Origin of the sequence: Streptomyces sp. NPDC047917 (genome assembly GCF_043204345.1) — a bacterium.
In the GTDB taxonomy this organism is placed as follows: domain Bacteria; phylum Actinomycetota; class Actinomycetes; order Streptomycetales; family Streptomycetaceae; genus Streptomyces; species Streptomyces sanglieri.
Genome location: NZ_JBIDCA010000002.1, coordinates 634,965 through 658,189 on the forward strand (window position 1 = coordinate 634,965; position 23,225 = coordinate 658,189).

Consider the following 23,225-nt stretch of genomic DNA (forward strand, 5'->3'; position numbering starts at 1 on the left):
CCTGACAGAGCATGGGAAATGGCAAGACGACTACCCCTCGGACGACTTGCCACTCGATCGAGTGCCTGCCGAGGCGCCTGCCTTGACGCCGCCGGCGGAACCGCCCGAGCCCTTGCCGCCGCCGCCGGGCGTCTCGAAGGACTCCAACGCCTCCAACACGTCCTGGACACGCGAGATCTCGGTGTTGATGTCCTCGCGCCGGCGCACCAGCAGATCGAGCTCGCGCTTGCCGTCGTCGACCGTACGCTTCGCCTCGACCTCGGCGTCGGCGCGCAGCTTCTCGGCCTCGCGGACCAGCGTGGCCTTCTTCTGCTCGGCCTCCTTCAGCAGCGACTCGGCCCGCTTCACCGCGGCGATCCGGACCTTGCTCGCTTCCGAATTGGCGTCCGCCAGCAGCTCCTTGGCCTTGGCCGCCGCCTCGTCGCGCTGCTCCGTCGCCGCCTTCATCAGGTTGTCGACGCGTTCGCCCGCCGTCTTCATCTGCTCGGACGTCTCCCGCCGGGCGCGGTCGTGCAGTTCCTCGATCTCGCCCTCGATCCGGGCCCGCAGCTCCTCGGCCCGCTCCCGGATCGCCGTGGCGTCCCGGCGCGCGCCGACCAGCAGTTCGTCCGCGTCCGTACGGGCCCGCTCCACCAGGGAGTTGCCCTCGACCGTCGCCTCCGAGGTGATCCGCACGGCCTCCTTGCGGGCCGCGCCGACCATCGTGTCGGCCTGCTTCTCGGCCTCGGTGGCGGCGCGCAGCGCCTCCTCCTGGGCCTTGTTGACGAGCTGATCGGCCTGCTCCGCGGCATCGGTCCGGCGCTTCGCCGCGGCCTCCCGGGCCTCGTCGAGCAACCGGTCCGCCTCCTGGCGGGCCTCCGTGCGCATCTGCTCGGCCGCCGACTCCGCCTCGGCGCGCAGCCGTTCGGACTCCTCGCGGGTGCGGGCCGCGTGCTCCTGCGCCGAGCCGACGGTGGCCGCCGCCTCCGCCCGGAGCCGCTCGGCCTCGCCCGCGGCCTCGTCGGCCAGCCGGGCAGCCTGCTGCGTCGCGTCGTCGACCAGTGCGGTGGCCCGCTGCGTCGCCTCTTCCACCAGCCCGGTGGCCCGCTGCGTCGCCTCTTCCACCAGCCCGGTGGCCCGCTGCGTCGACTCCGTACCGATCCGCTCGGCCTCGCTCGTCGCCTCGCCCACCAGCCGGTCGGCCTGGGTCGCGGCGTCGGAACGCATCCGGTTGGCGTCCTCGCGGGCCTCCGCGCGGCTGCGTGAGGCGTCCTGCTCGGCCGAGGCCAGCGCGTCGGAGGCCTCGGTGCGCATCCGCTGGCTGTACTCGGCGGTGTCCGCCCGCAGCCGCTCCGACTCGGCGATGGCGTCCGCGACGGTCCGCTCGGCCATCGCCTTCGCGGCCTCGGACTCCTCCTGCGCCTCCCGGCGGATCCGGGACGCGTCCTCGCCGGCCCGCTCCCGCTCGGCGTGCGCGTCGGTGCGGACCCGGTCCGCCTCCTCCTGCGCCTCGGACTTCGTCCGCTCCGCGACGTGCTCGGCGGTCGAGCGCAGCCCGGCGATCTCCGCCTCGGCCTGCTCCTGCAGCCCGCTGACCGAATCCCGCACCTGCTGGGCGGTCTGCTCGGCCGCGGAGACCAGCTCGGTCGCCCGGCTGTCCGCCTCCTCGACCAGCCGCTGGGCCTCGGCCTGCGCCTGCTCGACCCGCTTGCGGGCGGAGGCGAGCAGCTCCTCGCTCTGCTCGCGGGCCCGCTCCCGCTCCTGGTTCGCCTCGGCGCGTGCCGAGGCGAGGGTCTCCTCGGCCTCCCGACGGCGCCGGTTCGCCTCCTCCTGGGCGGCGGCCAGCGCCTCGGCGGCCTCCGTGCCGACCCGCTCCGCGGCGGCGGCGGCCTCGGACCGCACCCGGTCGGCGCTCTCCTGCGCCTCGGACTTGAGCCGCTCCGCCTCGGCGGCGGCCTCGGACCGCAGCCGCACGGCGACGGACTCGCCCTCCGCACGGGCCTGTGACGCGTCCGCCGCGGCCTCGTCGCGCAGCCGCTCCGCCTCGGTCTCCGCCTGCTCCCGCAGCGCCCGGATCCGCTCGGCGGCCTCCGCGCGCAGCCGCTCGGACTCCTCGTTCGTCTCGCGCCGCAGGCTCTCCGCCCCGGCGCGCGCGTCGCCCAGCGCCTGTTCGGCGTCGGCGACCCGGGTCTCGGCCTCGGTGTGCAGCCGGGTCAGCTCCTCGGCCGCCTCCGCCTGCCGGGCCGCGACCGCGCGGTCGGTCTCCTCGCGCAGCTCCGCCGCGGCCTGCTCGGCCGCGGTGGTGGTCGAGGACGCCTGCTCCTCGGACTCGGTACGCAGCTGCTCGGCCTCGGCGCGGGCCCGCTCCAGGGCCTCCTCTGCCTGCTTGCGCAGCGCGCCGGCCCGCTCGGCCGCCTCGCCGCGGACCCGCTCGCTCTCGGTGCCCGCGGTGGACCGCAGTTCCTCCGCGTCGGCCTTCGCCTTGGCCAGCAGCTCCTCGGCGGTCTTCGCGCCCTCCTCGATCTGCTGGACCGCCTCGCGGCGGGCCTCGCCGCGGATCCGCTCGCCCTCGGCGACCGCCTCGGAGCGCAGCTGCTCGGCCTCGCCCCGCAGCCTGCGGGCCTCCTCCTGGAGCTCGACCGTCTTGGCCCGGTACTCCTTGGTGTCGTCCTTGGCCGCGCCCTTGAGCTGGTCGGCCTGCTCGGCGGCCTCGCCGCGCAGCCGGTCCGCCTCGGCCTCCGCCTCGCGGCGGATCCGGTCGGCCTCCTCGCTCGCCGCCCGGGTGGTGGACCTGGCGTCCTCGGACGCCTTGGTCAGCACCTCCTCGGCGCTCCTGGCGGCCTTGGCGAGCTGGGCCGCGGTGTCCTCGGCGGCGGCCGTGCGGGCCTTCTCGGACGCCTCGGACTTCAGCCGGTCCGCCTCGGCGCGGGCGTCGGCGAGCGCCTGCTCGGCCTCCGCCTTGAGCGTCTCGGCGTCCTTGGTGGCCTCGCCGACCAGCCGGGCGATCTCCGACTTCGCGGTCCGGGTGCGCTGCTCGTTCTGCGACTCGGCGGCGGCCAGCCGCTTGACCGCGGCCTCCTTGGCCTCGCCGGTGACCTTCTCGGCCGCCAGCCGGGCCTCGCGCAGCTGGGTCTCGGCCTCCTGCATGCGCTGCTCGGCGGCCCGGTTCAGCTCGGCGGTCTGCTGCCGGGCCTGCTCGGTCTCGGCCGACGTCGACGTACGCAGCTGCTCGGCGTGGCTGGTGGCCTCCTGGGCCTGGCCGGCGGCGGCGTCCAGCAGCCGCTCGGCGTCCTTGCGGGCGCGCAGCAGGATCGCCTCGGCCTCGGCCCGGGCGGTGTCCGCCTCGGAGGTGACCCGCCGGCGGGTCTCCTCCGCCAGCCGGCCCGCCTCGGCGCGCGCGGCGGACAGGGACTGCTCGGCCTCGGCCCGGGACTCCTCCAGCAGCCGTCGGGCCTGGGACTCCGTCCGGGCCCGGAGCTGCTCGGCCCAGGCGACGTTCTCGTTGACGTGGGACTCGACGGTCTGGCGGCGCTCCGCCAGCTCCTGGTCGAGCCGCTGGCGCCGCTGCACCGCCTCGTTGTGCAGCTCGGCCTGGAGCCGCGCCTGGTGCTCGGCGTGCTCCTGGAGGATCCGCTGCGTCTGCGCACGGGCGTCGCGGAGCTCCCGCTCGGCGTCGGTCCGCAGCTGGTCCGCCTGGATCTGGGCGTTACGGAGCAACTGGTCGGCCTGGTAGCCGATGTCCGCGCTGTCGTACGCGGGACGGGTCGCGAGATTGCGCCGGGCCTCGTGCAGCTTGGCGCGCAAGACCTCGACCTGGTATCCGAGGTCCTCGGCGTGCTGGACGGCCTTCTCCCGGTCGGTCTTCAGCCGGTCCATCTCGGCTTCGAACCGCGAGAGATGGTCGTCGTCAGCTCGGTGGCTCTCCTGGCGTTCGTAGCCCCGCACTGCGCGGTCCCATCCTTCCCCGAGCTCTCAACTTCTTCCCCAAACCCTCAACTTCGTTCGAGCAGGGGATGCCCCACTGAGCAGGGGAGGCCCCAACCCTGGTCGCAAGTCTCCAACGAGTACCGTTCACCGGTGAACGGTCCCCCCGGGGAATGGTGACAGATCAACGGCTGGGGACGCGCCGCGGCCCCGACCCGGCCCCGGCCCGGAACAGCCCACTCTACCGGGCCGGGTATGCGGAGGTCAGTGCTCCGCTGCGGACGTGACCAGTTCGGTGAGGACCCCGTGGCAGTCCTTGGGGTGCAGGAAGGTGATCCGGGACCCCATCGAACCCGTCCGGGGCTCCTCGTACAGCACCCTGACACCCTTCTCCCGGATGTCCGCGGAATCCGCGTCGACGTCCGCGGTGCCGAAGGCGATGTGGTGGACGCCCTCCCCGTTCTTGGCCAGCCACTTGCCGACCGCCGAGTCCTCCCGGGTCGGCTCCAGGAGCTGGAGGTAGGAAGCACCGCCGTCGGACGTATCGTTGATCTTGAGCATGGCCTCCCGTACGCCCTGCTCCTCGTTGATCTCGGAGTGGTACACCTCGAACCCGTAGGTCGAGCGGTAGAACTCGACTGTCTTGTCGAGGTCGAAACAGGCGATCCCGATGTGGTCGATTCGCGTCAGCATGGAACCAGTGCAGCGCCACACGGATGGTTACGCAACGTGCGCGCCGTCACACCCGCTGCCGGATGACGGGCGAGGTACCGCTCAGTACATTCAAGTAAACCCTCGTTCACTCCTCATCCCAAGGGGCGCCCCTCATGTCTGGAACGACCGGCACCACCTCAGTGATCGTCGCGGGCGCGCGTACGCCCATGGGCCGCCTCCTCGGCTCGCTGAAGAGCTTCTCCGGCTCCGACCTCGGCGGCTTCGCCATCAAGGCCGCGCTGGACCGGGCCGGCATCGGCGGCGACCAGGTCGAGTACGTGATCATGGGCCAGGTGCTCCAGGCCGGCGCGGGCCAGATCCCGGCCCGTCAGGCCGCCGTCAAGGCGGGCATCCCGATGAACGTTCCCGCGCTCACCGTGAACAAGGTGTGCCTGTCCGGGCTCGACGCGATCGCACTGGCCGACCAGCTGATCCGCGCCGGTGAGTTCGACGTGGTCGTGGCCGGCGGCCAGGAGTCCATGACCAACGCCCCGCACCTGCTCCCCAAGTCCCGCGAGGGCCACAAGTACGGCGCGATCGAGATGCTCGACTCCATGGCGTACGACGGTCTGACCGACGCCTACGAGAACATCCCGATGGGCGAGTCCACCGAGAAGCACAACACCCGCCTCGGTCTGAGCCGCGCCGACCAGGACGAGATCGGCGCCCTCTCGCACCAGCGCGCCGCCGCCGCCCAGAAGAACGGCCTCTTCGAGGCCGAGATCACCCCGGTCGAGATCCCGCAGCGCAAGGGCGACCCGGTCCTCTTCGCCAAGGACGAGGGCATCCGCCCCGAGACCACCGTGGAGTCGCTCGGCAAGCTGCGCCCCGCGTTCGCCAAGGACGGCACGATCACCGCGGGCACCTCCTCGCAGATCTCCGACGGCGCCGCCGCGGTCGTCGTCATGAGCAAGGCCAAGGCCGAGGAGCTGGGCCTGGACTGGATCGCCGAGATCGGCGCCCACGGCAATGTGGCGGGCCCGGACAACTCGCTCCAGTCGCAGCCGTCCAACGCCATCAGGCACGCCCTCAAGAAGGAGGGCCTGGAGGCCGGCGACCTCGACCTGATCGAGATCAACGAGGCGTTCGCCGCCGTCGCCGTCCAGTCGATGAAGGACCTCGGCGTCACCCCGGACAAGGTCAACGTCAACGGCGGCGCCATCGCGCTCGGCCACCCCATCGGCATGTCCGGCGCCCGCGTGGTGCTGCACCTGGCGCTGGAGCTGAAGCGGCGCGGCGGCGGCACCGGTGCGGCGGCGCTGTGCGGCGGCGGCGGTCAGGGCGACGCGCTGATCATCCGCGTTCCGGGCAAGTAAGCAGGCAGTACGCGGTACACGTAGAGCACGCAGCGAGTGAACGGAGCGGTGATGGTGGACGTCCCCACCCTGGTCGAGCAGGCACGTGCGGGCCGGCCACGGGCCGTGGCCCGGCTGATCTCACTGGTGGAGGGGGCGTCGCCGCAGCTGCGCGAGGTGATGGCGGCCCTCGCGCCGCTGACCGGCAACGCGTACGTCGTCGGCCTGACCGGTTCGCCCGGTGTCGGCAAGTCGACATCGACGTCGGCGCTCGTCTCGGCGTACCGGCGGGCCGGCAAGCGGGTCGGCGTGCTGGCCGTCGACCCGTCCTCGCCGTTCTCCGGCGGGGCGCTCCTGGGCGACCGGGTCCGGATGTCGGAGCACGCCTCCGACCCGGGCGTCTACATCCGCTCCATGGCCACCCGCGGCCATCTGGGCGGCCTCGCCTGGTCGGCGCCGCAGGCGATCCGGGTGCTGGACGCGGCGGGCTGTGACGTGATCCTGGTGGAGACGGTCGGCGTCGGCCAGTCGGAGGTGGAGATCGCCTCCCAGGCCGACACCTCCGTCGTCCTGCTGGCACCCGGCATGGGCGACGGCATCCAGGCGGCGAAGGCCGGAATCCTGGAGATCGGTGACGTGTACGTCGTCAACAAGGCCGACCGGGACGGCGCGGACGCCACCGCGCGCGAGCTCAACCACATGCTGGGCCTCGGCGAGGCGAGGGGGCCCGGCGACTGGCGGCCGCCGATCGTGAAGACGGTCGCCGCCCGGGGTGAGGGCATCGACGAGGTGGTCGAGGCGCTGGAGAAGCACCGGGCGTGGATGGAGGAGCACGGTGTGCTCGCCGAGCGGCGTACCGCCCGCGCGGCCCGCGAGGTCGAGACCATCGCCGTCACCCGGCTGCGCGAGCGCATCGGTGACCTGCACGGCGACCGCCACCTCGGCGCGCTCGCCGAACGCATCGTGGCGGGCGGCCTCGACCCGTACGCGGCGGCCGACGAGCTGGTCGCGGGGCTCACCGGCGGGGCCTGATCCGACGGTACGGCCGGGCGGGACCGGGGCGGCGTGCGGGCCGCTCCCGGTCCCGCCCGTGTGTCCGCCCCCGGTCGTTCCGCTGGACGCTGCCGCGGATGACGTGTCCGCTCCCGGTCGTTCCGCTGGATGCTGCCGCGGATGACGTGTCCGCTCCCGGTCGTTCCGCTGGATGCTGCCGCGGATGACGTGTCCGCTCCCGGTCGTCCCGCTGGACGCTGCCGCGGATGACGTGTCCGTGGCAGGATTACCGCCGGACACGGGCACGGGGTGCCCGTCGATCCGTGCGTGGCGACGGGGGGAGTGGCGCATGCTGGGTCCACTGCGGGAGGACTCGCCGAGACGGATCGGACCGTACGGGATACGGGCCCGGCTCGGCGCGGGCGGAATGGGAGAGGTCTTCCTCGGCGTCCACGACGGCGGCGGCGACCCGGTCGCCGTCAAGACCGTCCGCCGCGACGTCGCCCGTGACCCCGGCTTCCGCAACCGCTTCCGCCGCGAGATCACCGTCGCCCGGTCCGTCGCCGGCCCCCATCTCGCCCCGCTGCTCGACGGGGACGCCGACGCCGAAGTGCCCTGGCTCGCCACCGGATACGTGGCCGGGCCGACCCTCTCCGCCGCGGTCCGCCGGGCTGGCGCGACGGACGAGGCCGAGGTGCGGATGCTCGGCGCCGGACTCGCCCGCGCCCTGGCGGCCGTCCACGCGGCGGGGATCGTCCACCGCGACGTGAAGCCCGGCAACGTGATGCTCGCGGCGGACGGCCCCCGCCTCATCGACTTCGGGATCGCCCGCGACTCCGGCGCGACCCCGCTCACCACCACCGGCCGCATGGTCGGCAGCCCCGCCTTCATGTCCCCGGAACACGTGGCGGGCAGCGGACGCGTCGTGCCCGCCTCGGACGTCTTCTGCCTCGCCTCCCTGCTCTGTTACGCCGTCACCGGACGCGACCCCTTCGGCGACGGCCCGGTCGCCGCCGTGCTCTACCGGGTCAAGTACGTCGAGGCCGATCTCGACGACGTGCCGGACGCGCTGCGGGCCGTGCTGGACCGCTGCCTGGTGGCGGACCCGGCCGCCCGCCCGGCCGCCGCCGAACTCGCCGGGCTGCTCGACCCCGGCGCGGCCGGGCGGTGGCCGGACGCGGTGGCGCAGCACATCGCCGAGCACGAGCGCGAACTGGCCCGGGTCGTCGCGCTGGGCGGCCCGCTGCTGCCGGGGTACACCCCGACGGAGGTGGCCGCCGACGGCCGGCCCGGGCTCCATCAGCTGCCTACCCGGGGAACCGACTTCGCCCCGGGTCTGCACATCGCCCCCACCCAGGGTCCCGGTACCGCCCCGCCCCCGCGCCGCTCCCGGCGCGCGCTGGCCGTCTCCCTGGCCGCGCTGATCGTGCTGGGCGCGGCGACGGGCGGGATCCTGGCCTGGCGCGACAAGGGCGGCACACCCGGCGGGACCGCGCGCGGTGGGGGTTCGCCCGCCGTCCGCATCGTGGCGGGCGTGGACGAGAACGGGGGACCGGACGCCTCGGGCACGGTCCCGTACGGCCGGGACGTCCGTCCGGCGGGGTGGAAGAAGTCCTGGAAGGGGAAGTTCACGGGGGCGCCGATCGGCTGTTCGGCGGGCCGGGACGTGGTGGTCTGCCGGAAGGTGGACGGTACGTACGAGGCGTTGTCGGCGGCGGACGGGCACCGGATGTGGACGCTGGACGCGGGGGAGACCACCCGCCCGGCGGGCTGGGGCCCCCGTGGACAGTTCTTCATGCCGGCCGGCTCCACCTGTCCCGTCGTGTACGACGACACCGTCCTGCTCGCGGCAGGTGACCGGCTGCAGTCGCTGGATGCCCGGTCCGGCAAGGTCCGCTGGGAGGCCCGGTCCGGCGGTGCGCACAACCTGGAGAGTGCGCCGCTCGTGGCGGACGGCCTGGTCTTCGCCTCCACCTCACCGACGTTCGACAACGCGTCCCTCGCTGCCTACGACCTGAAGACCGGCGCCGAGAAATGGCGGAAGCCGCTGTCCCCGCAGGGTGTCTCCAACGCCCAGGGCGGCAACTTCTGGCCGGTCGCCACCGCCGACGGCGTGGTGTACGCCATGGGCGAGGAGGCGCCCAAGGCTTTCCGGCCGAAGGACGGCACCCTGCTCGGCACAGCCGGTGGCGAGGCGGTCCAAGGGGCCGGCGAGCCGACCAACTCGGGGTGCGGGAACCTCCGGGTGCGTGGTGGTTCCGCCTTCTGCACGGCCTACTTCACCAACGAAAACCCTTCGGGCTTCGGCAGTGACATGCATCTGCTGCGGTATTCGGCGGGGACGCTGAAGACGCTGGGGCAGCTGCCGCTGGACCCCGCGCTCGTTGCCGAGGCAACGCTCACCGCGCTGGACGACCGGGTGATCACGCTTCGCAGGAGCGGCGAAGGCGTGCACGACGAGCTCGTGGTCGTGAGTGGCGACGGCAGACGCATCCTCGGCAGGTTCCCGCTCGGCGGGAAGCCGGCACAGGGCATGAGCAACCCGGTGTCCGCCCCGCTGATCGCTGCCGACACATTGGTCTGGGCGGACAGCACAACGCTTTACACGGTTCCGATCCGCGCCGACGGATCCCTGGGGCCCCGGTCCAGGACGCCGGTTCCGGGCGCTCCCGGCCCGACCAGGACACCGACCTACGACAGTGTCACCAACGGCATCGATCTGGAGCAGGAACTGCTCGACCCGCAGGTGCTGCCGGTCGGCGGCGTCGTCCATGTCGTGTACGACGACGGCACCACGGTCTCCGTACCGCTGCCCGGATGAACGACGAACCGCTTGAGGGGACCGCACAGTGATCGAGCCGCTTCCGCCCGGCCGCGCCCGGCTGATCGGCCCCTACCAGCTGCTCGGGCTGCTCGGCGCGGGCGGCATGGGCGAGGTGTATCTGGCCCGGCCCGCCGGTGCGCCGGATCCGCTCGCCGGGCTGGTCGCCCTGAAGACCGTACGCGCCGATCTCGACCTCGACGACGGCTTCCGGATCCGCTTCCGGCGCGAGATCGACGCGGCGGGCGCCGTGCGCAGCCCGCACACCGCGTCCCTCGTCGGCGGTGACGCGGGCGGCCGGCTGCCCTGGCTGGCGACCGAGTACGTCCCCGGCCCCTCGCTCGCCGAGGCGGTGATCCGGGGCGGGCCGATGCCCGAGCCGGTGGTGCGCGAGATGGGCGCCGGTCTGGCCCACGCGCTCGCCGACATGCACGCGGTGCGCGTACTGCACCGAGACCTCAAGCCGGGCAACGTGCTGCTCGGTGCCGACGGGCCGAAGGTGATCGACTTCGGGATCGCCCAGGCCTTCGACGCCACCCAGCTGACCCGGACCGGGGTCGTGGTGGGCAGCCCCGGCTACATCTCGCCGGAGCACGTCAACGGCTCACGGGCGCTGGTACCGGCGTCGGACGTCTTCTGCCTCGGTGCGGTGCTCGCCTTCGCGGCGACCGGGCGGGGCCCGTTCGACGACTCCGACATGGCTGCCGTGATCTTCCGGATCGCCCAGGGCGAGGCCGAACTCTCCGGCGTACCACCGCAGTTGCGCGCCGTGATCGAGGAGTGCCTGCACAGCGACGCCGGGGCCAGGCCGACGCCCCGGCAGCTGGCCGACATGCTGCTGCCGGAAGGCCGGGCGGCCGGGGAACCCTTCCCCTGGACCGACGCGATCCGGGGGCAGCTCGCGGCGCACGCGGCGGGGGCGCGCGCCGTCGTCGAGGCGGCCGCGACATCGGCCGCCGCGCCTCCGGTCCCGTCCGGTGCCCCGCACCCCGGCGGGGCCGCCCTCGCCCCGACACCGGTCGTGCCGGTGGCCGTACCGAGTGATCGGCAGGGCAAGAAGAGGCTGTGGATCGCGTTGGCGGCAGTGGCCACGGCGGTGTGCGTGGTGCTGGGGGCGGTCCTGCTGCCGGGGCTCTTCGAGGGGGGCGGCGGGGGCGGCGGCAACGCGGACGGGGCCGGTGGCGCGCAGCCGACCGCTTCGGCCTCCGGCGCCGTACGGACGAAGGCCGGGCCTACCGTCATTCCGGGTGCGGACGCGGGTCGTACCGGCGATTTCGGGACGGCCGCCGCGGACGTCTCCGGGAAGCCGGCGGGCTGGCAGCCGTGGCACGTAAGGATTGCGAACGGCCGCGTCGAGTGCGTGATCGCGGACACGTCCCTGGTCTGCGGCGGACCGGAGCGGATCACCGTGCTGGACGCGGCGAACGGCAAGCAGCGGTGGCAGACCGGTCCGGGAAGGGCGGGTACCGGACCGGCCTCGGTGGCCGCGGTGATCGGCACCACCGTCTACGCCTTCGACGACGGCGCCCTGGTGGCGCTCGGCCTCGCCGACGGCACCGAGAAGTGGCGAGAGCCGCTGGCGGGCGGTGCGCGGGTGACCGACTCCGTCCAGTCGGCCGGAGTCCTGTACTACGCCACCAGGACCACCGGCACGGGTGCGGGCCGGATCTTCGCCCACCAGCTCACCGGCACGCACACCCGCGAGTGGGACACGCCGTGGGACGACCCGGCCGACGAAGGGGAACTGCTCTTCGCCGACGGCCGGCTCGTCGCGGTCGGCGATGCCGTCACCGTCCTGAAGAGCACGGACGGGGCGCGGTCGGGGAGCACCGGGCCCGGGGACGTCACCTGCCGTACGCCGGTCCTGAAGGGGAAGGCACTGCTCTGTACGGGGCCGAGCGGTCTGACGGTCCTCGATGTGACCGCCCCGCACAACCGCCGGACCGTCGCCGACGGAGTGGACATCGCCTATCGGCCCGCTCTCACCAGGGACGGCACAGTCGTGCTGAGCACAGAGGAACGGGTGTACGCCTTCGGCCTGGCGGACGGGCTCCAGAGCTGGGCGACGCCCGAGTCGGTGGGCTACTCGGGCGCACCGGTCATTGTCGGCGACCACGCCTACCTCGTCACGGAGCAATTCCTGGAGTCCTACGAGTTCACCCCCGGGGGGCAGGACATCCCGGTCGCGACCAAGGCGTACAGCGGCTGGCCGGAAGAACACAACAATGAGGTTTCCCCGGGGAGCGTCTCCCTTCTCGCGAAGGGAGACGTGCTCTTCCTGAGCTTCGAGGACGGAAGAGTTCTCTCCGGGTACGCGCCCTGACCGCCCGCCGGGGCGGCGTCCTCAGTCGTCGTCCCCGTCACGGTCGTCGTCCCCGTGACCGTCGTCCGACCGGTCCACCGTCACCTTGCCCGACTTCGCGTCGACGTTCAGCTCGTGCTTCGTGCCGTCCTTGCCCCGGACGTCGACCTCCCAGTGCGGCGCCCTGCCGCCCCGGTCGTCGTGGTCGTCGTCCAGGTCGACCGAGGTCACGGTCCCGGACTGCGCCTTCAGCGCGGCGTCGACGGCCGCGTTCAGCGACACGGGGGCGGACCGGGGCGCGTACCGGTCGCGGTCGTCGTCGCCGTCGTCGTCCGAGGTGTGCTTGCCGAGCACCTTGCCGTTGCCCGCGTCCACTGTCACGTCGTGCCAGACCTTGTCGGAGCCGTACACGTCGAGCTCCCAGACGAGCCCGCCGTCCTCGTCGTCCAGCTCGGCCTCGGTGACCGTGCCGGGGACGGCCCGGACGGCGGACGTCACCGCTTCCGCCACGCCGGTCCGGGCGGTGTCACCGCTCTTCACGCTGGACCGGGCCCCGCGGTCGTGGCTGTCGTCGTCCGTGAAGGCGACCGCGGTGGCCGCCGTGCCGCCGACGAGCACGGCGGCGGTGACTGCGGCGATGACGAACTTGCGCTTCATGAGGGTTCCTCCCCGATCGGGTGGCCGGTTTCGACGAGGACCACATTGCCCGGGTGATGCTGAACGCAGCCTGAAGCCACCTGAAGCCGTCTTCAGGTTCGGTTTGCGACCCTGTGCGTATGCGCCTGTTGATCGTGGAGGACGAGAAGCGGCTCGCGAGGTCCCTGGCCGCGGGACTCACCGCCGAGGGCTTCGCCGTGGACGTCGTGCACGACGGACTCGAAGGGCTGCACCGTGCCGCCGAGGGGACCTACGACCTCGTCGTCCTCGACATCATGCTGCCAGGGATGAACGGCTACCGGGTCTGTGCGGCGCTGCGCGCCGCCGGGCACGAGACGCCGATCCTGATGCTGACGGCGAAGGACGGCGAGTACGACGAGGCGGAGGGCCTGGACACCGGGGCCGACGACTACCTGACCAAGCCCTTCTCGTACGTCGTGCTGGTGGCCAGGATCCGGGCGCTGCTGCGGCGCCGGGGCGGCGGCTCCGCCTCGCCGGTGGTCACCGTCGGCGCCCTGCGCATGGACACCGCCGCCCGCCGCGTCCACCTCGGCGGGACCGAGATCACCCTCACCACCAAGGAGTTCGCGGTGCTGGAACAACTCGCGCTGCGGTCCGGGCAGGTGGTGAGCAAGGCGGACATCCTCGAACACGTCTGGGACTTCGCCTACGACGGCGACCCGAACATCGTCGAGGTGTACGTGAGCACGCTGCGCCGCAAGCTCGGCGCGGCCGCCATCCGCACGGTGCGCGGCGCCGGGTACCGGCTGGAGGCGCTGTGAGGTCGGTCCGGGCCCGGGCCGCGCTCGGCGCCACCGTGGTGGTCGCCCTCGCCCTGATCGGCGCCGGGCTCTCCGTGCTGCTGGTCCTGCGCGCCAACCTGACCGATCAGGCGGGGCTCCAGGCCGAGGTGGTGGCCCGGGAAGTGGCCGGGCAGCTCGCCCTCGACGTGCCGTACGACCGGTTGGAGATGCGCGACGAGGAGGACCATCCGGTCCAGGTGACCGACGAGGACGGGCGGGTGGTCGCCGTGTCCAAGGACCTCCGGGCCGTCTCCGGCACCGGCACCGACCGGGTCACCCCGGACCCGTCACCGGTCCCCGGACGGTCCGGCGACGGGAGCGGCGGCGGGGGCGGGAGCGACGACGACGGCAGTGACGACGACGCGGACGACGACGACCGCGGCACCCCGGGCCGCGGCGAAGTCGACTCCGACGAACCGGACTTCACCAACGGCACCGCCACCGTGGACGGCGAGAGCGCCGACTACCGTTTCGCGTCCGTGCGGGCGACGACCTCCGCCGGGGTGACCCTGACCGTCCACGCGGGCGCCCCGCTGGCCGCCGAGCAGGAGGCCGTGGGCACGGTGCGCGGCGCGATGCTGATCGGGCTGCCGTTGCTGCTGCTGGTCGTCGCCGGGGTGACCTGGCTGGTGACCCGGCGGGCGCTGCGCCCGGTCGAGGGGATCCGGCGCGAGATGGCCGCGATCACCGCGTCCGAGGACCTGAGCCGGCGGGTGCCGGAGCCCGGCTCGCGCGACGAGGTCGCCCGGCTCGCCCGGACCACCAACGAGACGCTGACCGCGCTGGAGGCGTCGGTGGAGCGGCAGCGGCGATTCGTCGCGGACGCCTCGCACGAACTGCGCAGCCCGATCGCCTCGCTGCGCACCCAACTGGAGGTGGGGGCGGCCCATCCGGAGCTGCTGGACGTGCCGGGCGCGGTCGCCGACACCGTGCGGCTCCAGGCGCTGGCCGCCGATCTGCTGCTGCTGGCCAGGATGGACGCGGGCGAGCGGCCGGGCCGAACGGTGCTGGACCTGGGCGCGCTGGTCCGCGAGGAGGTCTCGCAGCGCACCGGCGACCGGATCCCGGTGACGGTGTCCGCGCCGGACTCGGGGGAGTTCGAAGTGGCCGGATCACGTGGGCAGTTGGCGCGGGTGATCGGCAATCTGCTCGACAACGCACAGCGGCACGCGCACAGCGCGGTGACCGTCTCGCTGCTCACGGCGGAGCGCGGTGACGTGGTCGTCGCCGTCACCGACGACGGGGCGGGGGTGCCGCCGCGGGAGCGCGAGCGGATCTTCGAACGTTTCGTGCGGCTCGACGACGCCCGCACCCGGGACGACGGCGGCGCGGGTCTCGGCCTGGCCATCGCCCGGGACGTCGCCGCCCGGCACGGGGGCCGGCTCACGGTCGGCGACGCGCGGGAGGGCGGCGCCCGCTTCGAGCTCCGGCTGCCCGGAGCCGGCTGAGCGCCGCCCGTTCCGGTCAGACCTTGCCGCGTCGTCCCCGCAGGTGCTCGGCGACCGGGGTCAGGGCCGCGTGCAGGTTCGCCAGTGCCTCCGGCGTCAGCAGGTCCATGAAGTGCTTGCGGACCGACGCCACGTGGTGCGGCGCCACCTTGCGCATCGTCTCCGCGCCGTCCTCGGTGAGGACCGCGTACAGACCGCGCCGGTCGGACTCGCAGTTCTCCCTGCGGACCAGGCCGGCGGTCTCCATGCGGGTGATCTGGTGCGAGAGCCTGCTCTTGGACTGCAGCGTCGCGGCGGCGAGGTCGCTCATCCGCATGCGCTGGTCGTCCGACTCCGAGAGGTTGACCAGGATCTCGTAGTCGTTGTTGGTCAGCCCGAACGGCTGGAGGTCCTTCTCCAGCTGATGCATCAGCAGCCTGCTGACGTCCAGGTGGGTGCGCCAGGCGCACTGCTCCGCGTCGTTCAGCCAGCGGGTGGCCGTCTCGGTCTCCATATATGGATTCTACCTAAGAAGTTGAAAGCCGGACGAAGTGGGAGTGTGACGGTCCGCACCCGTCCGGAGACGGGTCCGGGTGCGGGGCGCTGACGTTCGACGTCACACTCCGCAGACTACCGTTCACAACCCGAAGCGACGCTGGAGGTCCCCGAGCTGACCGGGCATGCGGGGGGTGGCGCCAGGTTGACCCGCGCCCGGGGGTACCCCTGGCTGCCCCGGCACCGCGCCCGTGGGCTGTTCGGCCATCAGGATCTCGGTCGACTGGAGCAGTACCGTGCCCGCACCGACGAACTCGAACTGGTGCTCCTCGCCCGAGGTGCCCCCGATGCCCGTCAGCGACCGCAGCCCGCCCAGTACGCCCGTCATGTAGCCGTGGTCGTAGTGGTGGCACGGCGAGGGGCAGTCCGCCCAGCCCACCAGGGCCTGCGGGTCGACCCGCAGCGGCGGCTCCATGAAGACCACCGGGCCGTTGGAGGCGGCCACGAACTTCCCCGTGCCGATCAGGGTGAGAAATCCGGGCACGATCGACTGCTTGAGTGCCAGGGTGGGCTGATAGGCGAGGAGATTGCCCGACCGGATCGTCAGGTTCCCCTCGTCCAGGTCGTAGGAGTTCACATCGAAGGCCCGGTCCGCGAGCAGCATCTTGCCGCTGCCCTCGGCCACCACCCAGTCGCTCGCGTGCAGCGGCGAGTGGAAGCTCGTACGGATCAGCCGCTCGAAGCGGCCGTGGCCGATGCCGTTGAAGTCGATCCGCCCGTAGTAGGCGATCATCTTGCCCTTCTGCAGGAACCACTGGCTCCCCTTGAGCTCCACGCAGAAGGTGTACGAGTTGACGTTGTCGTCCGACGGCAGCGTCATCGGGTCGAAGACCACGGGCGTGCTCACAGCTTCTCCTCCGAGGCCTGTACGTACACCGCGCCACTGCCGCTCAGCTCCAGCTGGAACGCCTCGCCGGAGCCGCGCCCCACCATGTCGCGCCAGCCGAGCGCGGTCGAGAGCTTGTTCCGTACGTCGCCGTGGTGCGCGACGTACGCCTGCGGGTCGACATGCACATCGCGGCCGGGAACGATCGGCAGCTCGATCACCCCGCCGTGGGCCATGACCGCGACCGCGCCGTGCCCCTGGAGCGTGGTGGTGAACAGGCCCTGCCCGGTCACCTGGCCGCGCACCATGCCCATCACACCGCCCTGCGAGCCCATGAACATGGTGCCCTGCTGGAGCGTCCCGTCGAAGGCGAGCAGCCGGTCGGCCTCCACGTAGAGGGTGTCGCCGGCCAGGTTGATCACCTGGATGTGATGGCCGCCGTGGCCGAACATCACCGTTCCGCTGCCCTCGACCGTCATCAGCGGCGTCGCCTCGCCCGCCACCCGCCGGCCGATCATGGACATCAGTCCGCCCTGGCCGCCCTGGATGTTCGGGGTGAACGACACCTCGCCGCGGTAGGCGAGCATCGCGCCCCGCTGGCTGTACATCTTCTGGCCGGGAACCACCGTCGCCTCGACCATCTTCGAGTTGATCTCGCGGAACGGCATCAGACATCGCCCCCGATGGTGTTCCGCTCACTGGGCTGGACGTAGACCACGCCCTCGCCCTCGAACCGGATCTGGAAGGACTCCCCGGAACCCTCGCCGATCAGCGTCCGGAAGTTCACCCCCGACTGGAAGTGCTGCTGGAGGTTGCCCTGGTGGGCGATGTAGGCGCCCGGGTCGACGAACAGCGGGTACTGGGCAGAGACGCGCAGCGCCACCGCCGAGCCGTCCGACATGATGGCCACCTGGCCGGTGCCCTCGACGGTGGTGGTGAACAGGCCGTTGCCGCTCGCCCCGCCGCGCAGGCCGGTGAAGGTGGTGCCGGTGCGGAGCCCGGAGTCGGTGCACAGCAGATTGCTCGCCTCGACATGGAGCTTGTCGCCGTGCAGCGAGACGAGACTGATCTCGCTCGCGCGGTCCGCGAAGTAACAGGTGCCCTGGCCGGTCACCTCCATCACGGACATCTGCTCGCCGGTCAGCCGCCGGGTCACCATGCCGCGCAGCCCGTCACCGCCGCCGGTCATCTTCTTGAACGTCATCCGGCCGTCGTAGGCGACCATCGAGCCGTTCTTCGCCTTGACGGCGTCACCGGCCAGGTCGACGGCGAGCGTTCTGCTGCCTTGGAGTCGGAACATTGCCACGGAGCGACGTTAGCGGCAGGGCCCCCGGCCCGGACAGGGTCCGAAGGAGGATCCCTCGCCCCGAAAGGCCCCTGATACGCATCCGGTACCTGATGCGTACGCAACCGGGACGTATGACCCGCTGCGTTCGGTCCCCGCTATCCGGCCCCGGCGCCGTGGGCCGCCCGCGCCGATGTCACAATGGGGGCGCTTGTGCCTGTATTCACAAGCTGTCACCGTCCTCCCACCGAAGGTGCCCCCGTGGACATCAAGACCGCTACCGCCCTGCACCGGCTGCGCCTCATCTCGATTCCCGAGGCGCTCTCCTTCCCGGCGCTGATCATCTTCGGCTCGGTCCTCAGCCGGGTCTCCGACATCGACTTCCTGATGATGCCGCTGGGCATCCTGCACGGTGTGCTCTTCGTGATCTACGCCGTGCTGCTGCTCGACGTCTGGGTCAAGACCAAGTGGCCGCTGAAGCGCGTCGCGCTCTTCTTCCTGCTCGCGCTGCTGCCGTTCGGCGGGCTGTACGGCGACAAGCTGCTCAAGCGGTACGAGGCCGACGGCGTCATCGCCGCCCGCGCCCGCCGCGAGGGAGTGGTCAGCGCATGATCGTCGCGTTCTCGGTCAGCCCGCTGGGTGTCGGCGAGGACGTCGGCGAGTACGTCGCCGACGCCGTCCGGGTCGTCCGCGAGTCCGGGCTGCCCAACCGCACGGACGCCATGTTCACCTCCATCGAGGGGGAGTGGGACGAGGTCATGGACGTCGTCAAGCGGGCCGTCGCCGCCGTCGAGGCGCGTGCCGGACGGGTCTCCCTCGTGCTCAAGGCCGACATCCGCCCGGGTGTCACCGACGGTCTGACCTCCAAGGTCGAGACGGTGGAGCGGTACCTGGCGGACTGACGCCGGTGCCGCTCCCGGAGCCCCCGCCCCTCTGCCGGATCCGCCGGAGGGGCGGGGGTTTCCTTGTGCCGGGGCGTGGCCGCCGGGCGGAATTCCGGGCCGGGCAAGGGGCCTTCCGGGTGAGTTAGGGTAGCCTAAGTTCATGCTGGCTACCGTCCCGGGCCGCGAACGCGGCGAAGCGTCCCCGGCGCTCCGATGGGCCGAGCCTTCGGCGGGCGGCGCCGAAGTGTCCGCCCCCTATCTGCTCACCACCGCCGTCCTCGACGGATCCCCGCCGACGGCGCCGGCCGTCTCCGGCGTGCACGCCCACTGGGACGGGCTCCTGGTCTGGCCGCACCACGGTTCGCTGACGCTGTACACCCCCAACACCGTGCGCCGGCTCGTACCCGGCCAGGGGATGTGGCTGCCGCCCGGCACCCCGCACGACTCCTCGGCCGATCCGGACGGGGTCAGCTGCTACACCTATGTGACCCGGGCGGCGATCCCGCCGCACTGGACCGCCCCGCGCCCGCTGCGGGTACGGCGCGCCCTCCAGGAGATGCTGCTCCACCTCGACGCCACCCCGATGCCCGACGATCTCCGGCTGCGGACGCAGCGCGTCGTCATCGAACTGCTGGAGGACGACCCCCGTCCCGCCATCGAGGTCCCCGTCCCCGGGGACGGGCGGATCCGGGCGCTGGCGGACGACGTCATGCGCGACCCGGAGAGCGAGCTCTCGCTGGAGGCGCTGGCGGCACGGCACGCGCTGAGCGTGCGTACCGTCAGCCGGGCGTTCGGCCGCGACGTCGGCATGTCCTTCGCGCGGTGGCGTTCGCTGGTGCGGATGTCCGCGGCGACGACGATGCTGGCGCAGGGCCGGTCGGTGAGCCTGGTCGCGCACCGCAGCGGCTACTCCACGACGAGCGCGTTCTCCGCCGCCTTCCGCCGGGTGACCGGGATCAGCCCGACCGGGTATCTGCGCGAGCGGACGGTTCCGGAGCGGGCCGGTCGCTGAGCCCGGCTCCGGTTGTGCAAGGGCCCCCGCCCCGGCGGGGGCCCTTTCGTGTGCCCGCGCTCGTCCCCGGGGCGGAGGCGGCGGACCGCGGGGGTCCGGTATCTGGCCGAATCTCGACACATCGTGGCCGGTCCGCGTCCCCTGGTGGCAGCCCCGTTCTCTAGCGTTCATTTAGGTGAGGGTTACCTAAGTCGAGATGTGGGCCCGGTCGCATGAGTGCCGCCCCGCCGCGGTCGCCCTCCCCGTACACCCCCCGTCGCACCACCGCGGCGTGCACAGATCCGAGGAGAAGCATGTCCAGATCCATCCCGGCCGGACGCGGACCGGGCGCCGTGGCGCGCCTCGTGGCGCTGGCGGTCGCGGCCGTCGTCGTGCTGGCGGGCTGCGGCAGCGGCACGTCCGGACCGGACACGGCGAAGGCCGGGGCCGGAGCCGCTTCGGGCAGCTTCCCCGTGAGCATCAAGCACGGCCACGGAACCACGACGATCAAGGAGAAGCCCAAGCGCGTCGTGGCGGTCAGCTGGATGTCGCTGGACGTGGTCGCGGCACTGGGCACGGTCCCGGTCGGCGTCGACGAACAGTGGGGCGGCGACAAGCAGGGCTACACCCCGTGGTTCCGCAGCACTGTCGAGAAGCTCGGCGGGCCCCTCCCCGAGACGCTGAAATACGGTGACGCGGGCGAGATGGACTTCGAGAAGATCCTCTCGCTGAAGCCCGACCTCATCGTCGGGCTGTACTCCGGCATCACCGACGTCGAGTACAAGCGCCTCTCCGAGATCGCACCCACCCTTCCCTACCTGAAGAAGCCGTGGGACGGCGGGACCTGGCAGGAGATGACCCGCACCATCGGCACGGCGCTGGGCGAGAGCGAGAAGGCCGAGAGCCTGGTCACCGACGTACAGGGACAGCTGGCCGGGGTCACCGCGGACCACCCCGAGTTCAAGGACACGACCTTCACCTACGGAGTCGCCCTCACCCCCGGGGCGACGGACGTCGGTCTGTATCTCAACTACGACGCCCGCGTCCGGCTGCTGACCGAGATGGGCTTCAAGAACACCCCGTCGATGAAAACGATCGCGTCCACCGCGAAGGGCACCAACTGGTACGGCGGAGTCAGCCTGGAGAAGCTCGACACGATCGAGGCCGACATCTTCGTCGGCTGGGCCAACGGCACGGCCGAGGTCCCCTACAGCCTCAAGGACCCGCTGTTCTCCCGCTGGAAGCCGATCGCCGGGAAGCACTACGCGTTCGTGCAGGACGCGACGATGGGCATGGCCACCAGCGGACCGTCGGTGCTCTCCATCCCCTGGGCGCTGAAGCGCTACGTCCCGATGCTCGCCGACGCCGTCGCGGGCAGGGGCAACACCGGCGAGGCCGGCTGACCGCCGTCCGCCGCTTCCGCAGGTGACGCCCTCTCCCAAGGACAACCATGACGACCGCCCCACTCACGGGTGAACCCACCACCGGCACGGTGCGCGATGCGCCGGGCCCGCGCCACGGCGTGGGACCGGCCCGGCGCAACCGGTCCCGCCTGCTGATCCTGCTGACCGCGATCGGGCTGCTGCTCCTGGTCGCCGTCCTCAGCGTGATGGTCGGCGCCCGCTCCATCGCGCCCGGCACGGTGTGGGACGCGCTGTTCCACTTCGACGACTCCGACGAGCACGTGATGGTGCGCGAACTGCGGGTGCCGCGCACCGTGATCGGGCTGGTCGTCGGCGCGGCCCTCGGCCTCAGCGGCGCGCTGATCCAGGCGTTCACCCGTAACCCCCTGGCCGACCCCGGCATCCTCGGCGTCAACGCGGGCGCGAGCCTCGCGGTGACGTTCGCCGTCGCCGTACTCGGCTACACCGGCGCGGGCCAGTTCATCTGGTTCGCGCTGGCGGGGGCCTTCGGGCTCACCGTGCTCGTCTACATGCTCGGCTCCATCGGCGCCGACCGGGGCAGCCCGGTGAAACTCACCCTCGCGGGAGTCGCGTTCACCGCCGTGTGCGGCGGCCTCACCTCCGCCATGGCGCTCAAGAACACCACCACGTTCGACATCATGCGGTTCTGGGGCGTCGGCTCCATCGGCGGCCGGTCCCTCGACATCCTCCCCGTCGCCCTCCCGCTGATCGGCGCCGGACTCGTGCTCGGGCTGTGCAGCGCGGGCTCGCTCAACACCCTGGCGCTGGGCGACGACCTCGCACGGTCCCTGGGCACCCGGCTCGCCCTGACCCGCGTGGTGCTGGTCGTCGCCGTCACCCTGCTGGCCGGGACCTCGGTCGCCGTGGCCGGGCCGGTCTCGTTCGTCGGGCTGATGGTGCCCCACATCGTGCGCTGGTTCGTCGGACCCGACCAGCGCTGGATCCTGCCCGTCACGGTCATCGCCGCGCCCGCCTTCCTGCTGGCCGCCGACATCGTCGGACGCGTGGTGCTGCCCTCCGGCGAGATGCGGGTCGGCCTCGTCACCGCGCTCGTCGGCGCACCCGTCCTCGTCGCGCTCGTCCGGCGCCGGAAGGTGAGCACCCTGTGACCACCGGAACCACGAAGCAAGCGGCGCCGGAAGGTGAGCACCCTGTGACCACCGGAACCACGAAGCAAGCGGCGCCGGAAGGTGAGCACCCCGTGACCACCGGAACCACGAAGCAAGCGGCGCCGGAGCGGGTCGACTTCGGGCGGACCGTCTGGACCTGGCGGCGGACCGGGACGGCGCTGCGCGTCGACCGGCGCTCCGTCCTGGTCTGCGCCGCCCTGGTCGTCACCGTGGCCGCCCTCGGCATCCTCACCCTCGGCACCGGGTCCATCTCGCTCACCCCGGCACAGGTGCTGTCCGCCCTGTTCGACCCGGACGCCGACCCCCGCGACCGGCTGGTCGTCGTCACCTGGCGGCTGCCCCGGCTGCTGTTCGCGATTCTCTGCGGAGCGGCGCTCGCCATCAGCGGCGCGCTCTTCCAGTCCCTCACCAAGAACCCGCTGGGCTCCCCCGACGTGATCGGCTTCGCCTCCGGTTCGTACGCGGGCGCCAGCGTCGTCATGCTGCTGATCGGCACCGCCAACTACCTGGCCGTCGCCACGGGTTCACTGATCGGCGGGGCGGGGACCGCGCTCCTGGTCTATCTGCTGGCCTACCGCAACGGGCTCGCCCCGTTCCGTCTCATCATCGTCGGGATCGCCGTCGGCGCCTTCCTCAGCTCCCTCACCTCGATGCTGCTGCTCTCCGTCAACCCGCAACAGGCGATGCTGGCGGCGACCTGGGGAGCGGGTTCCCTCAGCGGACTCGGCTTCGGGCAACTGCGGGCGGCGGCCATCGTCTTCGCCCTCCTGCTGGTCTGCTCGGCGGCGGTGGCACGGCCCCTGGTCCACCTGGAGATGGGCGACGACGCGGCCGTGGCCCTCGGGGTCGACGCGCAGCGCGCACGGTTCGCCGCCACCCTCGTCGGGGTCGCGCTCACCGCGCTCGTGACGGCGGCCGTCGGCCCGATCTCGTTCGTCGCACTCGCCGCACCGCAGATCGCCCAGCGGCTGACACGGAGCCCCACCACGGTACGGATCGTCCCGGCGGCGCTGACCGGCGCCGCGGTCCTGACCGGTGCCGACTTCATCGCCCAGCGCGTCGACCTGCCCGTGGGCGTCGTCACGGTGTGCGTCGGCGGGGCCTATCTGGCCTGGCTGCTGGCCCGCCAGTACGCGGGACGGCGCCGATGACCGCCCGCCCCCGCCGCACCGGGACCGCCCCGACACCCCCGCCCCCCATCCGCGAGGAGTACCC

The 23,225-nt window shown here is 72.6% G+C and carries 19 protein-coding genes; 12 read left to right on the top strand and 7 right to left on the bottom strand.

The genetic code is table 11. The annotated features are described in order from the left end of the window. Positions 1-30: 30 nt before the first annotated feature. Both scy and mce read right to left on the bottom strand, forming a co-directional pair. A complete protein-coding gene (gene scy / locus ACGF8B_RS06515; protein ID WP_392735321.1) occupies positions 31-3,924 on the bottom strand; it encodes a polarized growth protein Scy in 3,894 nt (1,297 codons plus the stop codon). 243 nt (positions 3,925-4,167) lie between these two features. Then, on the bottom strand, positions 4,168-4,596 hold the full coding sequence (gene mce, locus ACGF8B_RS06520) for a methylmalonyl-CoA epimerase (protein WP_124716340.1): 429 nt from the start codon (positions 4,594-4,596) through the stop codon (positions 4,168-4,170). 134 nt (positions 4,597-4,730) lie between these two features. Here mce and ACGF8B_RS06525 point away from each other — a divergent pair, with 134 nt between their 5' ends. The 4 genes from ACGF8B_RS06525 (at position 4,731) to ACGF8B_RS06540 (ending at position 12,049) form a co-directional block, all read left to right on the top strand. Continuing rightward, positions 4,731-5,933 carry an acetyl-CoA C-acetyltransferase gene (locus ACGF8B_RS06525; RefSeq protein WP_392735323.1) on the top strand — a complete coding sequence of 401 codons (1,203 nt, stop codon included), beginning with the start codon at positions 4,731-4,733 and terminating at the stop codon, positions 5,931-5,933. Positions 5,934-5,984: 51 nt separating this feature from the next. Then, positions 5,985-6,944, top strand: coding sequence for a methylmalonyl Co-A mutase-associated GTPase MeaB (meaB, locus tag ACGF8B_RS06530; RefSeq protein ID WP_342285659.1), 960 nt, complete (start codon positions 5,985-5,987; stop codon positions 6,942-6,944). Positions 6,945-7,254: 310 nt separating this feature from the next. Next, a complete protein-coding gene (locus ACGF8B_RS06535) occupies positions 7,255-9,726 on the top strand; it encodes a protein kinase (protein WP_392735324.1) in 2,472 nt (823 codons plus the stop codon). Between the two features lie 28 nt (positions 9,727-9,754). Continuing rightward, positions 9,755-12,049, top strand: coding sequence for a protein kinase (locus tag ACGF8B_RS06540; RefSeq protein WP_392735326.1), 2,295 nt, complete (start codon positions 9,755-9,757; stop codon positions 12,047-12,049). A 21-nt stretch (positions 12,050-12,070) separates the two neighbouring features. Here ACGF8B_RS06540 and ACGF8B_RS06545 read toward each other — a convergent pair whose 3' ends face one another. Beyond that, positions 12,071-12,685, bottom strand: a complete 615-nt coding sequence (locus ACGF8B_RS06545; RefSeq protein ID WP_392735328.1) for a PepSY domain-containing protein — start codon at positions 12,683-12,685, stop codon at positions 12,071-12,073. A gap of 119 nt (positions 12,686-12,804) precedes the next feature. Here ACGF8B_RS06545 and ACGF8B_RS06550 point away from each other — a divergent pair, with 119 nt between their 5' ends. Both ACGF8B_RS06550 and ACGF8B_RS06555 read left to right on the top strand, forming a co-directional pair. After that, positions 12,805-13,467: a response regulator transcription factor gene (locus tag ACGF8B_RS06550; RefSeq protein ID WP_392735330.1), complete on the top strand. Its 663-nt coding sequence runs from the start codon at positions 12,805-12,807 to the stop codon at positions 13,465-13,467. Continuing rightward, entirely contained in the window at positions 13,464-14,936 is a 1,473-nt protein-coding gene (locus tag ACGF8B_RS06555; protein ID WP_392735332.1) for an ATP-binding protein, read from the top strand. Before ACGF8B_RS06550 ends, ACGF8B_RS06555 begins: the two co-directional genes overlap by 4 nt. Positions 14,937-14,952: 16 nt before the next feature. Here ACGF8B_RS06555 and ACGF8B_RS06560 read toward each other — a convergent pair whose 3' ends face one another. The 4 genes from ACGF8B_RS06560 to ACGF8B_RS06575 form a co-directional block, all read right to left on the bottom strand. Beyond that, entirely contained in the window at positions 14,953-15,429 is a 477-nt protein-coding gene (locus tag ACGF8B_RS06560) for a MarR family winged helix-turn-helix transcriptional regulator (protein WP_124716332.1), read from the bottom strand. Positions 15,430-15,552: 123 nt separating this feature from the next. After that, a complete protein-coding gene (locus tag ACGF8B_RS06565; protein ID WP_259934722.1) occupies positions 15,553-16,317 on the bottom strand; it encodes an AIM24 family protein in 765 nt (254 codons plus the stop codon). Next, the gene (locus ACGF8B_RS06570; protein ID WP_392735334.1) at positions 16,314-16,964 is read right to left on the bottom strand and encodes an AIM24 family protein; all 651 of its coding nucleotides are present in this window, start codon (positions 16,962-16,964) and stop codon (positions 16,314-16,316) included. The genes ACGF8B_RS06565 and ACGF8B_RS06570 overlap by 4 nt, the downstream gene beginning before the upstream one ends. Further along, complete coding sequence (locus ACGF8B_RS06575) at positions 16,964-17,596, bottom strand: AIM24 family protein (protein WP_124717356.1); 633 nt, start codon at positions 17,594-17,596, stop codon at positions 16,964-16,966. The genes ACGF8B_RS06570 and ACGF8B_RS06575 overlap by 1 nt, the downstream gene beginning before the upstream one ends. 246 nt (positions 17,597-17,842) lie before the next feature. Here ACGF8B_RS06575 and ACGF8B_RS06580 point away from each other — a divergent pair, with 246 nt between their 5' ends. From ACGF8B_RS06580 to ACGF8B_RS06605, 6 genes are all read left to right on the top strand, one after another. Continuing rightward, positions 17,843-18,193, top strand: coding sequence for a DUF3817 domain-containing protein (locus ACGF8B_RS06580; protein WP_342287225.1), 351 nt, complete (start codon positions 17,843-17,845; stop codon positions 18,191-18,193). Then, positions 18,190-18,483: an MTH1187 family thiamine-binding protein gene (locus ACGF8B_RS06585; protein ID WP_030971479.1), complete on the top strand. Its 294-nt coding sequence runs from the start codon at positions 18,190-18,192 to the stop codon at positions 18,481-18,483. Before ACGF8B_RS06580 ends, ACGF8B_RS06585 begins: the two co-directional genes overlap by 4 nt. A gap of 142 nt (positions 18,484-18,625) precedes the next feature. Beyond that, on the top strand, positions 18,626-19,477 hold the full coding sequence (locus ACGF8B_RS06590) for a helix-turn-helix domain-containing protein (RefSeq protein WP_392735337.1): 852 nt from the start codon (positions 18,626-18,628) through the stop codon (positions 19,475-19,477). A gap of 293 nt (positions 19,478-19,770) precedes the next feature. Continuing rightward, positions 19,771-20,859 (top strand): iron-siderophore ABC transporter substrate-binding protein, encoded by a 1,089-nt coding sequence (locus tag ACGF8B_RS06595; protein ID WP_392735339.1) that lies wholly within the window; start codon positions 19,771-19,773, stop codon positions 20,857-20,859. A gap of 47 nt (positions 20,860-20,906) precedes the next feature. After that, on the top strand, positions 20,907-21,989 hold the full coding sequence (locus ACGF8B_RS06600; RefSeq protein ID WP_392735341.1) for a FecCD family ABC transporter permease: 1,083 nt from the start codon (positions 20,907-20,909) through the stop codon (positions 21,987-21,989). 92 nt (positions 21,990-22,081) lie between these two features. After that, on the top strand, positions 22,082-23,161 hold the full coding sequence (locus ACGF8B_RS06605) for a FecCD family ABC transporter permease (RefSeq protein ID WP_392735343.1): 1,080 nt from the start codon (positions 22,082-22,084) through the stop codon (positions 23,159-23,161). Positions 23,162-23,225 lie beyond the last annotated feature (64 nt).